Here is a 14,607-nt window from a genome sequence, read left to right on the forward strand (position 1 = left end):
GGAAAAACCGGAGCGTACACGTAGTACGTGAGGATTTTGAGCACTGCCCAGGTTCAAAATGGCAAATAAAATAGCCTGGTGGACAGATTCTTAGGCGATACGCAGCAGAGACTCGGCTTGCGTACTACGACGAACGCTAACCGGCACGGATTTAGAGGTCGGCGTGTGCGTTTCATCCCCGAAGCTGGACAGCGGCACCAGCGGGTTGGTTTCGGGATAATAGGCGGCCAGATTACCGCGCGGAATCGCGTAGCTCACCAGCTTGAATCCGTTGACGATGCGGGTAATGCCGTCGTTCCACAGCGTTTCGATATCGACCCTATCGCCGTCTTCCAGCCCTAACGCACTGATATCATCCGGGTGCATGAATAGCACTTCCCGCTGACCATAGACGCCGCGATAGCGGTCATCCAGACCATAAATCGTGGTGTTGTACTGATCGTGTGAACGTAGGGTTTGCAGGGTAAAAGGCACGTCGCTGCCTTGTAGTTGCGGAAACAGCGTGTCGGGCAGCGCGGCATGGCTGAATTGCGCTTTCCCGTTGGGCGTATTGAAGTGCAGTTCAGCGGCCGCGTTACCAAGATAGAATCCGCCTGGCAGGTCGCAGTTGGCATTGAAATCCGTAAAGCCGGGAAGGGTGGCGGCGATATGGTCGCGGATGCGTGAATAATCGTCCGCCAGCGCCAGCCAGTCGAGTTTTTCATGGCCGAGCACCGCATTGGCAATCCCTGCAACAATCGCTGTTTCCGAGCGCTGCAACGGCGAAAGGGGCTGCCCGACGCCCTGTGACGCGTGCACCATGCTGAAGGAGTCTTCGACGGTAATAAACTGCGCACCGCTGGCCTGCATATCGAGATCGGTACGGCCGAGCGTCGGCAGAATCAATGCATCGACCTTGCCAGTAATTAGATGGCTGCGGTTGAGCTTGGTGCTGATATGTACGGTCAGATCGCAGCGGCTGAGCGCTTCTTCAGTACGGGCCGAATCGGGTGCAGCGGCGGCGAGGTTACCGCCCAGCGCGATCAGTACTTTTATTTCGTCGCGCAGCATCGCTTCCAGCGCTTCTACCGTGTTGTGGCCTGCGGTGTAAGGCGGTGTGAAGTCATAATGTGCTGCTAGACGATCGAGGAAGGCGGCCGTCGGTTTCTCATCGATCCCCATGGTACGGTTGCCCTGCACATTACTATGACCGCGTACTGGACATAGCCCCGCGCCCGGTTTTCCCAACTGCCCGAATAGCAGTTGCAGGTTCACGATTTCCCGCACGGTGGCGACAGAGTGTTTGTGCTGGGTAATCCCCATCGCCCAGGTGCAAATTACACGCGGCGACTGCTGATAAATCGCCGCGACATAGCGCAATTGTGCTTCGCTCAGGCCGGACTGCTGTTCAATTTTCTGCCAGCTTGTGGCATCAACCACAGTAAGGTAGTCGTCCATCTGCTGGGTATGCGTGGACAGGAAATCCTGATCGAATAAACCGGCGTCCCCGGCAGACAGGCGCTGGCGATGCGTTTCCAGCAGGGCTTTTACCATCCCGCGCACGGCAGCCATATCGCCACCCAAATTGGGTTGCAGGTAGGTTTCGCTAATGGTGCCAGACAGCGGCGTGAGCAGCTCCAGTGGATTCTGCGGATTGGCAAAACGCTCCAGACCGCGCTCGCGTAGCGTATTAAACGAGACGACGTGCGCGCCGCGATCGGCGGCATGACGAAGGCTATGCAGCATACGCGGGTGATTAGTGCCGGGGTTCTGCCCGAAGACGAAAATTGCGTCAGCGTGTTCGAAATCATCCAGCCGGATCGTGCCTTTACCCACGCCGATACTCTGTTTCAGACCGATTCCGCTAGCTTCATGGCACATGTTCGAGCAGTCAGGGAAATTGTTGGTGCCCAGCATGCGACCAAAAAGCTGATACAGATAAGAGGCTTCATTGCTGGCACGCCCAGACGTATAAAGTTCCACCTGATTAGGGTGTGCCATGTTACCGATATGGTGAGCGATCAGCGCAAACGCCGCGTCCCAACTGATAGGGACATAGCGATCGCTGGCACGGTCGTAGCGCATCGGGTGGGTTAAGCGGCCCTGATACTCAAGGAAATAGTTGCTCTGCTGACGCAGCGTCGTAACGCTGTGAGCGGCAAAAAAATCCAGATCGACTGCTTTACGCGTTGCCTCCCAACTGACCGCTTTCGCGCCGTTTTCACAGAAGCTGAACGTGCTGCTGTTGTCATCACCCCAGGCACAGCCGGGGCAGTCAAATCCTTTCGATTTATTGACCCGCAACAAGTTTCGGATATTTTTCAGCGCTTGCTTGCTGTCGAGAACAAAACGCGTGGTGGCTTCCAACGAGCCCCAGCCGCCAGCCGCATTGCGGTATGGCTTGATGGATGGTTTGAATTTCATATACGTTCCGCAGGTGATAATGTTTTTTTTATGTGAACAAAATTTTAAATATTTGCTCTTAAGGGAAGTTTAGGTGCCGTCGGCGATCGCGTCTAATCAAATGCGGCTATGGTGGGATAGAGGCGATTTATCGATGGGATACCCGTCATACTTCAAGTTGCATGTGCGTTAGCTGCGCTCACTCACCCGAATCACTTACTTGAGTAAGCTCATCGGGATTCCCTCACTTGCCGCCTTCCTGAAACTCGAATTATTTAGGGTATACTTGCCGCTTACCTACTACAGAGTCTGACGATGGATATTAAGCAACTGCAATACCTGTGCAATCTGGAGAAAGAGCGCCATTTTGGCCGGGCAGCGGAAGCCAGTTTTGTCAGTCAGCCCACGCTCTCCATGCGGTTGAAAAATCTGGAGCGAGAGCTGGATCTGGCGTTAATTAATCGGGGTAATAATTTTGAAGGCTTCACAGCCGAAGGTGAGCGCGTGCTGGCCTGGGCGCGGGAAATCGTCTCGGTTTATCAGGGGCTAAAGCTTGAAGTCGCGTCGCTGAAACGTGGCGTGAGCGGCGTATTGCGCATCGGCGCAGTGCCGCAAAGCAGTATCGCGCTGTCGAGCCTGCTGGCGGCGGTGAACAAGGTTTACCCGCAGCTGGATTTTCAGATCTCGCTGTTCAGTGCGGATCAACTGCTGGAAGCGTTAAATGCGCATTCGGTGGATGTCGGCATTGGCTTTTTTGAATTCTCGACGCTACAGGAACTGCACTTTCAGGCGTCGCCGCTGAAGGAGCAGGGCGTTGATCTCTTGTTCCATCCGCACCATTTTCCACAACTGGTGGGAGAGACACCGCTGCCTCTCGATGCGCTTTCTGAGGTTCCGCTCTGTCTGGCGGAGGCCAGCCGCTATTTCCGTCGCTATCTCGATAGCCATTTCCGCGAAATGGGGGTTTCGCCGTGGGTTAAGGTGGAAAGCGCTTCCGTCCTGCAACTGATCCAAAGCACCTATGTCGGGCTTGGGTGCGGCATTGTGCCTCACGGCAGCCTGATCCCAGACATGACGCCCGCGTTAAAATTGCGACCGCTGCTGTTTCCGCCAATGCGCCGCCGCGCTGCCGTCGTTGTTGCACAGGCTGGCCGAGCAACGCCGCTGGCGCAGAACTTCTTTGATGCTGCGCAGGCGTGGTTGCAGGCTCAGTCGTAAAGGCTTTCATCCTGTATCGGCGCAACTGATTTACTGGCGCGTAGTCGCCTGACGGACTGACGAACCACCAGCGTACCGTTTAGTAGCAGGTTGCCAACCGGGGCTTCGGGGCGGATTAGACGATATTGCAGCAGCCTTATCGCCTCTTCGCCCAGCGCCTCACGCGGCACATGTACCGATGTGAGCGGCACGTCGTGAATGGCTGAGAGATTGAATCCATCCATGCTCATCACCGAGACATCTTGCGGCACGCGCAATCCTGCTTTGGTCAAAGCATTGACCACCCCAACCGCGATGAAATCACCACCTGCCAAAATCGCTGTAGGTCGTTTATCCTGCGGACAGCGGGCTAAAAAGGCCGTCATCGTCTGTTCGGCGTCCGTCGTGCTGAAATTATCTAATGCCAGCAAGTTGTCCTCGGGGGAAAACGGCAGATTATGGTGCTGATAGGCATCCCGAATCCCGTCCAGACGTAACTCCATCGTGTAGCGACGCAGGCACAGCAGAGTCAATACGTTATGGTGACCTTGTTCGAAGAGATAGTGGGCGGAGAACTCGCCAATCAGCCGGTGCGCGGGGGCCACACCCGGTAAGCGCATCTTGCGGTCAATACAGTTAATCAATATGCAGGGCTTACCGCTGTCCGCCGCCAGCGCGTGAATATAGGGATCGTCGATGCCGATCAGCAGCGCCGCCTCCGTAGCCGGATCGCGCATTTTGTCTAAAAATAGCGCCGCATCGCTGTCATTTTCCTCCAGCCCGCAGTAGCGCACTCGCACATCGTGTGGCTTCAGGGCATCAATAATGCTCTGTACCACCTTGTGATAGAAGATGTCGGACCGAATATCAAACGCGCGCGGCGGGGCGAAAATAGTGAGTCCATTCAAGAGCAGGCGGCCGTTGGCGAGATCGGCCAGTACGCCGCACTGGCGGGCGCAGTTGAGAATGTCCGTTTTTGCCTGCTCGCTGGTATTGGACTGACCAGACAGCACGCGTGAGACCGTACTGATCGAGTAGCCCGTCCGCTGCGCAATTTCGCGTATTTTCAGGTTTCCTTTCATTTTGTGATCCCGTTCACCTTCGAAAATGACAAAGTTTTCATTGCTATCTATTACCTATTTTCAGGCGCTATAGACCGTTTTTTGCCTTGATTTTGACCATAGCATGAAAATGTTTTCAAAAAAGTGAGTGTTTCACGATTTTCAATTGTTCTACTCTCATTTTGGTAAACCAATTTCAGTGATTAGATGGAATAAAAAAGGATTTAACTCAATAAATACAATGATATGAAAATGGTTTGATTACTCGATAGGCTATAAATACAAAAATGCCGTCGAGATATCAGACCAATGTAACCCTACTTTCCTGTAAAGGAGTCACCATGAGTCTCGACATCAATTCGTCCTCCATCGCTACCAAAGGTAAACGGACATTCAGAAATTTACGCTGGTGGGTGCTGAGCCTGTTCCTGCTCGGCGTTACCGTGAATTACATCACCCGTAATTCGCTGGGCATTCTGGCACCAGAACTGAAAACCAGTATGGGCATCACCACCGAGCAATACTCCTGGATTGTCGGTGCATTCCAACTGGCGTATACCATTTTTCAGCCGATTTGCGGCTGGCTGATCGATGTTATCGGTCTGAAAATTGGCTTTATGATCTGCGCGGTGATCTGGGCGCTGATGTGCATCTTCCACGCGGGCGCGGGAAGCTGGTTGCATCTGGCGATCTTGCGTTTCTTTATGGGTGCGTCCGAAGCGGCGGCGACACCGGCGAATGCCAAAACGCTGGGCGAGTGGTTCCCTAAAAAGGAACGCCCGATTGCAGCAGGCTGGGCTGGTGTTGGTTTCTCTATCGGCGCGATGCTGGCACCGCCGATTATCGTTGTGGCGCATGCCTATCTAGGCTGGCAGGGTGCGTTTATGTTCAGCGGTGGGCTGGCGCTGCTGTGGGTGATTCTGTGGTGGCTGTTCTATCACAACCCCGAAGACCACCCCAATTTAAGCCGCGAGGAGCTGGATTTCATCCGTCAGGACAACGAGGCACCGCCGGTCAAACTGCCTTTCTTCACCGCACTGAAAACTGTCTCAAAAAACAAACGCTTTTACGGTATCGCGATTCCAGCATTTATGGCAGAGCCCGCGTGGGCCGTGCTCAGTTTTTGGGTACCGCTCTATCTGGCGAATGAACGCGGTATGGATCTGAAGCAAATTGCGATGTTCGCGTGGCTGCCGTTTCTTGCTGCCGATCTCGGCAGTATCGCCAGTGGCTATCTCACCCGACTTTATACCCGCTGGTTCGGCTGTTCGCGCGTTAACTCGATTGTGGCGAGTTCGGTCACGGGCGCGTTTCTGATGCTGTCGCTGGCGCTGGTCGCTGTCAGTAAAGATCCGTGGGTGGCGATTCTGCTGATTTCCATCGGTGGGTTTGGCCATCAGGTGATTTCCTGCATGTTGAGCGCACTGGTGGTGGAATCGTTTGATAAAGGCCAGATGGCAACGGTGAACGGGATGCGTGGTTCATTTGCCTGGATTGCCAGCTTCCTGTTCTCGCTGTTGATTGGCGTCACTGCCGACAAAATCGGGTTCAACCCGCTGTTTGTCGCGATGGGATTCTTCGATCTGATCGGTGCCATCTTCCTGATCGCATTTATTGCTGAACGTCGTGGGAAAACGCGGTCGCAGGCATAACGGCTCATTTACTTTTTCCTGAAAAGGACGCTGTATGAAAACGTTGAAAAATTGGGTGTTCCGTCATCAGAGCGCCGACCATGTTGAACTGTTGGTGGACGACAAACATGTGTTTTGCCTATACGTGCTGGAACCGATGTTGGCCCGCGTGCTGGTTAAACAGAATGGCGAGCTGAAGCTCAATCGCACCTGGAGCATCGCGCCGCAGCAGGATGTCCCTTGGCAGGGGCGCAGCCGCGAAAGTAGCGAAGGTTTCAGCCTGCCAGAATTCTCACTGGAACAGCTGGATAATGCGCTGCGTATCAGCACCGCACGGATGCGAATTACGATTCATCAGCCGCTGTGGCTGGCGTGGGAATATTGCGATGAACAGGGCGAATGGCAGCCGTTTGCCGCCGATCGACCCACCAGTGCCTATCTTCTCAATCCACACGGTGACGGCGTGGCGCACTATCAGCGCCGTTTCCCGACGGAGCGCTATTACGGGCTGGGTGAAAAAGCGGGCGACCTTGAACGCACCGGACGTCGGTTTGAGTTCCGCAATCTGGACTCGATGGGCTACAACGCGGCGAGCACCGATCCGCTGTATAAGCATGTTCCGTTTACCATTACCCGACGCGACGATGTCAGCTTCGGCCTGTTTTACGATAACCTGAGCACGACCTGGCTCGATCTCGGCAATGAGATCGATAATTATCATCTGGCTTATCGGCGCTATCAGGCGGAGGCGGGCGATCTCGACTATTACCTGTTCATCGGGCCGCGGGTGTTGGATGTGACGAAAGCGTTCGTGCGTCTGACGGGGAAAACGCTCTTTGGGCCAAAATGGAGCTTGGGCTACAGCGGTTCCACCATGCATTACACCGATGCACCGGATGCGCAGCAGCAGCTGATGAAATTTATCGCGCTGTGCCGGGAACATCATATCCCGTGTGATTCGTTCCAACTCTCGTCGGGCTACACGTCGATCAACAATAAGCGCTATGTGTTTAACTGGAATAACGACAAAGTCCCCCAACCGGAAGTGATGTCGCAGGCTTTCCACGAGGCGGGTCTCAAACTGGCGGCCAATATCAAACCTTGTTTACTGCAAGATCACCCGAAATACGACGAGGTGTCGGCGCAGGGGCTATTTATCCGTGATTCTGAATCCGATGTACCAGAGCGTTCCAGCTTTTGGGACGATGAAGGTTCGCACCTTGATTTCACCAATCCGGCAACGGTGGCATGGTGGCAGGAGAACGTCACCCGGCAGTTGCTGGAGAAAGGGATTGATTCGACGTGGAATGACAATAACGAGTATGAAGTCTGGGATGGTGAAGCCCGCTGTCACGGATTCGGCGAAACGATGGCGATCAAACACATTCGCCCGCTGATGCCGCTGTTGATGATGCGCGCCTCGCTGGAGGCACAGCAGCGCTTTGCCCCGACGCTGCGCCCTTATCTGATCTCTCGTTCCGGCTGTGCGGGAATGCAGCGCTATGTGCAGACCTGGAGCGGCGATAACCGCACCAACTGGCAGACGCTACGCTACAACACCCGGATGGGAGTCGGGATGAGCCTGTCCGGCCTGTTTAATGTCGGACACGACGTCGGCGGGTTTTCGGGCGACAAGCCGGACGCCGAACTTTTTGTGCGCTGGGTTCAAAACGGTGTGATGCACCCGCGTTTCACCATTCACTCCTGGAATGACGACCAGACGGTAAACGAACCGTGGATGTATCCCGCGGTAACGCCTGCGATTCGCAGCGCCATCGAACTGCGCTATCGCCTGTTGCCGTACTTTTATACTTTGCTGTGGCAGGCCAGCGCGGACGATGAACCGATGCTGCGCCCGACGTTCCTCGACCACGAGCAGGACAGCGCGACGCTGGAAGAAACCGACGATTTCATGCTGGGGCGAGACATTCTGGTCGCCAGCGTGGTCGAGCAGGGGCAGCGCCAGCGTACGGTGTACCTGCCAGCGAATACATCGGGCTGGTACGATTTTCATTCCGGCCAATGGTTCAGCGGTGGGCAGACTATCGTGCTGGATGCGCCGTTGGAACGTCTCCCGCTGTTGGTCAGAGCCGGTGCGATGATTCCGTTGTCGGGGCGAACGGCGCACGTCAGCCCGCATGAAGATGACCAGCGTGAATTCCTGCTTTTTCCGCCTGTCGCAGGCGGTACGGATTGCGGGCTGCTGTTTGAGGACGATGGCGAGACGTGGCAATGGCGTGAAGGAAACGCGCTGTGGCTACGCTGGGAAATCCGTGCGGATAGCCAGCGCATTGACGTGACGTTCACATCGGAAGGGCGATATCAGCCCGCCTGGCGGCACGCGACGCTGCGCCTGCCGGCGGACGAGCAACGCCAGCTGTACATTAACGGTGTCCGCACGACGACCTATCAACACTAATAATTACCTCTATTCATCTTCCCTGCTATGCCCCGGACTTATTACCGGGGCGTTTTTTTTGTTATGCAGAATATAAATAATATCCGATTGGTTATTTTAAAGATAAGGAGATGTTAATGAAGTGAATGGAATATTAAATATAAAAAATAGTTGTGCCAATACCCCTAATAAAAGCGGATCTACAAAATAGTTTAAATACTAAGAAAACATTTTATAACATCAAAAAAAATAGATACTTGGTAAGTAATAAGTTCGCAAATTATCAGCCAGAAGAATTAATGATTAAAAGAAAAACATGGCCTTTTCGAACAAGATTTTATTTTAAGTGGAGTATTCATTATGAAGAATAGTCACCATGATTTATTTGCTGCTTTTACTCTCCCCAACGGCGCGATGCTGAAAAACCGGGTACTGATGGCACCCATGACCACCTGTAGCGGTTTTTACGATGGGAGCGTGACCAAAGAGCTGGTGGAATATTACCAGGCCAGAGCAGGCAGCATCGGCACCGTGATTGTGGAATGCTGTTTTATTGATGACAAAGGGTTGGCCTTTCCCGGCGCGATAGGGATAGACAACGACGACAAAATTGGCGGACTGACCAAAATAGCGACGGCGATTAAAGAAAAAGGGTCGACGGCGATCCTGCAAATTTATCACGGCGGCCGTATGGTCGAACCCCGTTTTATCGGTGGTGCGACGCCGGTTGCCCCGAGCGCGATTGCCGCGCCGCGTGCGGGAGCCATCGTTCCTGTTGCCCTGTCGGGCGATGAGGTTGACGCCATGATCGGCAAGTTTGGCGATGCCGTCCATCGCGCCATTCAGGCGGGCTTCGATGGTGTGGAAATTCACGGTGCGAACACTTACCTTATTCAGCAATTCTATTCTCCTCACTCTAATCAGCGCTCAGATAAATGGGGTGGCAGCCGTGACAAACGTGCCGCCTTCCCGCTGGCGGTGTTGGATATCACCCACGAGGTCGCGGATAAATACGCCGATCCTTCGTTTATCATCGGCTATCGTTTCTCGCCGGAAGAGATCGAAGAACCCGGCATTCATTTTGATGATTCGCTCTATCTGCTGGAGAAATTAGCGGCACGCGGGCTGGATTATGTCCACTTCTCTATGGGAAATATTCTACGTTCATCGATTGTCGAAACAAACGACCCGACGCCGCTGATTAAGAAATATGTTGCCCGCCGTTCCGCGACATTAGCCGCGATTCCGGTGATTGGCGTAGGGGATATTGTCAACCAGGCAGATGCAGACGCGGCGTTAGAGAATGGTTATGACCTGATTGCCGTTGGCAGAGCCTGTATTGCTTATCCAGACTGGACGGATCGCATTGCCGAGCAGGAAAAACTTGAGCTTTATATTGCCAGCGATAAACGCGAAACATTAACGATTCCTGAACCGCTGTGGCGTTTTTCATTAGTTGAAGCCATGATTCGGGACGTGAATTTAACGGGTAAGAAATTTAAATCCGGGGTTTATCAGGAACGCGTTCAGGATGAAGGTGGCGAACTGCGAATTCATGTTCATTTTGAGCAGAATCGGGTCGCCGACATTGCGTTGGATAATAGCGATATTGATGATTCACTGAAAATCAGTTTTGACATTATCCGTGAGCGCATTCTGGATACCAATAGCCCACACGTCGATGCCGTAACGGGCGCAACGGCGCAGAGTGAGGCGATTAAAAAGGCCGTCACCAAGGCGATGGTGAAATCCAGCAAAGACGCTATTATCGCCGATGGCGGTAACCCGGATGCGCGTCGCGAGGCGGATGTGGTGGTGATTGGCAGCGGCGGCGCAGGGCTAGCGGCGGCCATTCAGGCGAGCGAAGAGGGCGCGCGCGTTATCGTCATTGAAAAGATGCCAGTCATCGGCGGCAATACCATCAAGGCCTCTGCCGGTATGAATGCGGCGGGAACCGTCTTCCAACAAAACAGGGGCATCGAAGATAGCCAGACGCTGTTCTATAACGAAACCCTGAAAAGCGGAAAGCAGAAGAATAACCCGGCGCTGGTGCAATATTTCGTCGATCACGCGTCTGACGCGATTAACTGGCTGGCGCAGCACGACATCGAACTGAGCGATATCACCACGACGGGCGGCATGAGCGTTGACAGAACGCATCGCCCTGCCAATGGCGCAGCGGTGGGCGGCTATTTGGTCAGCGGGCTGATTAAGAACCTCAATAAATACAATATTGAGGTGCTGCTGGAAACGTCGGTGACGGAGATTGTGCAAGAGAAGGGCAAAGTGACCGCTGTTAGAGTCGTTAATGATGAGCACGAAGAGAGCCTGATTGCGACAAAAGCGGTGATTGTTGCCACAGGCGGTTTTAGTGCCAATCAGGCGATGGTTGAGTCATACCGCCCAGACCTGAAAGGCTTTGTCACCACCAACCACAAGGGCGCAACGGGCGGAGGTATTCGCCTGCTGGAACAGATTGGCGCGAATACGGTGGACATGGGGGAAATTCAAACCCATCCGACGGTTGAGCAGACCACCTCTTATCTGATCTCCGAATCTATTCGCGGCGGCGGAGCCATTCTGGTATCGCAGCGCGGGGAACGCTTCTTTAACGAAATGGAGACGCGGGATAACGTCTCGTCTGCCATCGTCAACCTGCCGGAAGAGTATGCGTACATCCTGTTCGATGAGCAGGTAAGAAATCGCAATCGGGCAGTTGAAGAGTATGTCGCACAAGGGCTGACCGTCAGCGCGGACAGCATCGCTGAACTGGCCGACACGCTCGACATGCCACAAGCGGCGCTGCACGCCTCGCTCGAACGTTACAATGCCTTTATTGCCGACAAAAACGATGAAGACTTTGGCCGAACCACGGGGATGCGCGATCCGCTGAATCAGGCACCTTACTACGCGATTAAGGTGGCGCCGGGCGTGCATCATACGATGGGCGGGGTGACCATTAACGAAAAAGCGGAAGTGCTGAATCGCCATAAAGAGACGATCTCCGGGGCTTATGCCGCAGGGGAAGTGGTCGGTGGTATTCACGGGGCGAACCGCATTGGTGGCAACGCTGTCGCGGATATTATTATCTTCGGTATTCAGGCGGGGATTCAGGCTGCGGCCTATGCGCGGGCACCGCGTCATTCTGGTGCGTTCCCGGCGAAGGCGCGCAAGGCAAAGTTCGCGAAAGCTGTGGTGAAAACGGCTGAAAATCAACCCATGCTGGTAGAAGAGTAAGTGATAGAAGAGAACGTGATAAAAGGGTAAGGCCGATGGCGGGCGTCTGAAAGGGCGCTCGCCATTGTCTGGTCGTTTCCTCTCTGTACCGCCATTCGATCATAGGAGTCACCGTATGCCTTCTGTCGATAACGCTTATGTCTACTCCGTTCATCTGATGGGCAGCCCCATCCTGCTCAAACTGTTCGTCCATGATGAAACCGCCGTCAGGCAGGTTTTTCAACGCATCAAGCAGCTCGAAGACCAGCTAACCGTTAATCGGGTGCAGTCGGAAGTCATGAGCATCAACCACGCGGCGGGGAACGATTATGTGTCGGTCAGCCCGGTTGTCTTTGAGCTGATTAAGCGCGCCAGAGCGGTGAGCCTGATTGAAAATAGCGGTTTTAACGTGGCGATTGGCCCTGTCGTCAAGCTATGGAAAATCGGTTTTAGCGGCAGTACGGTGCCTGATCAGGAATCGATACAGCGGGCGCTGGCATTAACGCACCCCGAGCGCATTATTCTCAGAGAGCAGAATCACGCTGTGTTGCTAGAAAGCGCAGGGATGGAGATCGATCTGGGCGCGATTGCGAAAGGTTATATTGCCGATATCGTTCGAGACGTTTTGCATCAACATGCAATTCAGGATGCATTGATCAATCTGGGGGGGAACGTGCTGGCTATCGGCAGCGCGTTGACGGATGAGCAAGGGCTATGGAGCGTCGGGTTACAGAAGCCTTTCGCGGATCGTGATAGCCTGCTGGGCATCATTAAGGTGAAGAATAAATCCGTGGTGACATCCGGTGTCTATGAGCGTTTTTTTACCGTGGATGACCGTATCTATCACCATATTCTCGATCCCAAAACAGGTTATCCGCTGGATAATGAATTGCACAGCGTGACGGTTATCTCGAATGATTCTCTCGACGGCGATATCTACACCACGCTGCTCTATGGCATGGGCGTGAACGCGGGTATTGAGTTTTTACAACACCAGCCGGACATTGAAGCCATCTTTGTGACAAAAGCGCGAGAGATTATCTTTTCTTCTCAGCGGGATTATGTGTTTGAATTGTTGGATGACAGTTACGTTTCCTATGTCAGATAATAAATATCAAGCAATATTCATGTAGACTAACAGCACTATAGTCATTATTAATAAACTTATCTTTATCAATAATGACTATAGTGTTGATGCCGAGGTGAGATGTTTTTTGTGATAGCCAACTGGCTATTTAAGGCGGTTACGATGGCCTGTTTTAGTTGGGTATTATAATATTACCTGATAATTAACTGTGATTTAGATATACTTACCCCAACTATGAATTGTTCAGTGAATTGGTTTTTAATCTCTCACCTGATGATGTTAGATTAAATTGGATCGTAAAGTGATAACGCTATATTTTGTTTTTTAGTATATCCAATAATGATTTTTTTGATTGATTATATGTTGTTTTATGTTTATTTTTCGATAAATAAAGGTGTTATTCATTAAGTTATGATTGGTTTGTGTGCATTGTGAATGAGGTTCGCATCGGATTGAAAACCCAATGCGAAATGAAAATAATTATCTAGGCTAGTTGAGATATGTTGAATTTGTAGGGTGTTACGGCGACGTAATTGGATTGCCATTTCCAACTGCCTATATCAGTCCAGCCATTTCCATCTTCATTAATTTGGCTGATATATGCTCTATCATTATCTTTTAGTGCCCATATGTAAGTTTTTCCATTCAGTTCATATGAGGTTATTGCTGTTCCGATATAGTTTGATTGCCATTTTCAACTGCCTATGTCAGTCCAACCATTTCCATCTTCCTTAATTTCACTGATATATGCTCTATCATTATCTTTTAGCGCCCATATGTAAGTTTTTCCATTCAGTTCATATGAGGTTATTGCTGTTCTGATATAGTTTGATTGCCATTTCCAACTGCCTATGTCAGTCCAACCGTTTCCATCTTCGTTAATTTGGCTGATATATGCTCTATCATTATCTTTAAGCGCCCATAAATAAGTTTTCCCATTCAGTTCATATGAGGTTATGCTGTTCCTATATAGTTTGATTGCCATTTCCAGCTGCCTACATCAGTCCATCCATGGCCATCATCGTTGATTCTGCTGATATAGGCCCTATCATTTCCTCGTTTTAGGCCAAAAAGATAAGGGTGCCCATTTAAGTAGAATGAAATGACAGCGACATAGTCTGATTGCCATTTCCAACTACCTATGTCAGTCCAGCCATTTCCATTGTCATTAATTTGGCTGATATATGCTCGATCATTATTTTTAAGCGCCCATATGTAAATTTTACCATTTAACTCATATGTTGTTATTGCTGTTTTTATATAATTTGACTGCCATTTTCCATTGCCTACTTCAGTCCAACCATGTCCATCATCATTGATTCGGCTGATAGAGGCGCTATTATTTTCACTATTTAATCCAAAAAGATGGGGGTGGCCATTTAAATAGAAAGGAACGACCGAGATAGTATTAGAGGAATATTCCCATTTCCCTATGTCAATTAATGTAGTATCAGATTTTTTCAGTGTGCCTTTTTCAATTAGATGCTCTATCGAGCAAGGGAAGTATTTCTCATTTTCATGAAAATAAAAAGCGGGAGAGAATTTTTTTACTATATCTAGTTCAGTAGTTTTCATAAAATAATCCTTTTTTGATATTGTTAGTTAACTAATGGTTATTTTAATATTTGTTTGGTT

General features: G+C 51.6%; 9 protein-coding genes. 5 read left to right on the forward strand and 4 right to left on the reverse strand.

Features of this window, described 5'->3' with window-relative positions:
- Positions 1-90: 90 nt before the first annotated feature.
- Complete coding sequence (locus tag K7X24_RS01700) at positions 91-2,403, reverse strand: FdhF/YdeP family oxidoreductase (protein ID WP_224552504.1); 2,313 nt, start codon at positions 2,401-2,403, stop codon at positions 91-93.
- 294 nt (positions 2,404-2,697) lie between these two features.
- On the opposite strand from K7X24_RS01700, the gene K7X24_RS01705 reads away from it, so the two are divergent.
- Positions 2,698-3,600, forward strand: coding sequence for a LysR family transcriptional regulator (locus tag K7X24_RS01705; RefSeq protein WP_224552506.1), 903 nt, complete (start codon positions 2,698-2,700; stop codon positions 3,598-3,600).
- On the opposite strand, the gene K7X24_RS01710 is transcribed toward K7X24_RS01705, so the two are convergent.
- Positions 3,591-4,661, reverse strand: a complete 1,071-nt coding sequence (locus K7X24_RS01710; protein WP_224552508.1) for a LacI family DNA-binding transcriptional regulator — start codon at positions 4,659-4,661, stop codon at positions 3,591-3,593. The two genes, K7X24_RS01705 and K7X24_RS01710, sit on opposite strands and share 10 nt — an antisense overlap.
- Positions 4,662-4,981: 320 nt before the next feature.
- Between K7X24_RS01710 and K7X24_RS01715 the strand changes: the two genes are divergently transcribed.
- The 4 genes from K7X24_RS01715 to K7X24_RS01730 all read left to right on the forward strand — a co-directional run bounded on the left by K7X24_RS01715 (position 4,982) and on the right by K7X24_RS01730 (position 12,993).
- Entirely contained in the window at positions 4,982-6,292 is a 1,311-nt protein-coding gene (locus K7X24_RS01715) for an MFS transporter (RefSeq protein WP_103860512.1), read from the forward strand.
- Positions 6,293-6,326: 34 nt separating this feature from the next.
- Positions 6,327-8,690 carry a TIM-barrel domain-containing protein gene (locus K7X24_RS01720; RefSeq protein ID WP_224552510.1) on the forward strand — a complete coding sequence of 788 codons (2,364 nt, stop codon included), beginning with the start codon at positions 6,327-6,329 and terminating at the stop codon, positions 8,688-8,690.
- Between the two features lie 339 nt (positions 8,691-9,029).
- Positions 9,030-11,906, forward strand: a complete 2,877-nt coding sequence (locus K7X24_RS01725) for a flavocytochrome c (protein ID WP_224552512.1) — start codon at positions 9,030-9,032, stop codon at positions 11,904-11,906.
- Between the two features lie 115 nt (positions 11,907-12,021).
- Entirely contained in the window at positions 12,022-12,993 is a 972-nt protein-coding gene (locus tag K7X24_RS01730; RefSeq protein WP_224552514.1) for an FAD:protein FMN transferase, read from the forward strand.
- A gap of 673 nt (positions 12,994-13,666) precedes the next feature.
- Here the strand turns inward: K7X24_RS01730 and K7X24_RS01735 are convergent.
- On the reverse strand, positions 13,667-13,957 hold the full coding sequence (locus K7X24_RS01735) for a hypothetical protein (RefSeq protein ID WP_224552516.1): 291 nt from the start codon (positions 13,955-13,957) through the stop codon (positions 13,667-13,669).
- Positions 13,927-14,547: a hypothetical protein gene (locus tag K7X24_RS01740; protein WP_224552518.1), complete on the reverse strand. Its 621-nt coding sequence runs from the start codon at positions 14,545-14,547 to the stop codon at positions 13,927-13,929. Before K7X24_RS01740 ends, K7X24_RS01735 begins: the two co-directional genes overlap by 31 nt.
- Between the last annotated feature and the right edge of the window lie 60 nt (positions 14,548-14,607).

This window comes from Pectobacterium versatile (genome assembly GCF_020166435.1).
GTDB lineage: Bacteria > Pseudomonadota > Gammaproteobacteria > Enterobacterales > Enterobacteriaceae > Pectobacterium > Pectobacterium versatile.

Coding starts and splice junctions, on each gene's coding strand:
- K7X24_RS01700 (WP_224552504.1), bottom strand. CDS start 2,403: ATGAAATTCAAACCATCCATCAAGCCATACCGCAATGCGGCTGGCGGC.
- K7X24_RS01705 (WP_224552506.1), top strand. CDS start 2,698: ATGGATATTAAGCAACTGCAATACCTGTGCAATCTGGAGAAAGAGCGC.
- K7X24_RS01710 (WP_224552508.1), bottom strand. CDS start 4,661: ATGAAAGGAAACCTGAAAATACGCGAAATTGCGCAGCGGACGGGCTAC.
- K7X24_RS01715 (WP_103860512.1), top strand. CDS start 4,982: ATGAGTCTCGACATCAATTCGTCCTCCATCGCTACCAAAGGTAAACGG.
- K7X24_RS01720 (WP_224552510.1), top strand. CDS start 6,327: ATGAAAACGTTGAAAAATTGGGTGTTCCGTCATCAGAGCGCCGACCAT.
- K7X24_RS01725 (WP_224552512.1), top strand. CDS start 9,030: ATGAAGAATAGTCACCATGATTTATTTGCTGCTTTTACTCTCCCCAAC.
- K7X24_RS01730 (WP_224552514.1), top strand. CDS start 12,022: ATGCCTTCTGTCGATAACGCTTATGTCTACTCCGTTCATCTGATGGGC.
- K7X24_RS01735 (WP_224552516.1), bottom strand. CDS start 13,957: ATGGCAATCAAACTATATAGGAACAGCATAACCTCATATGAACTGAAT.
- K7X24_RS01740 (WP_224552518.1), bottom strand. CDS start 14,547: ATGAAAACTACTGAACTAGATATAGTAAAAAAATTCTCTCCCGCTTTT.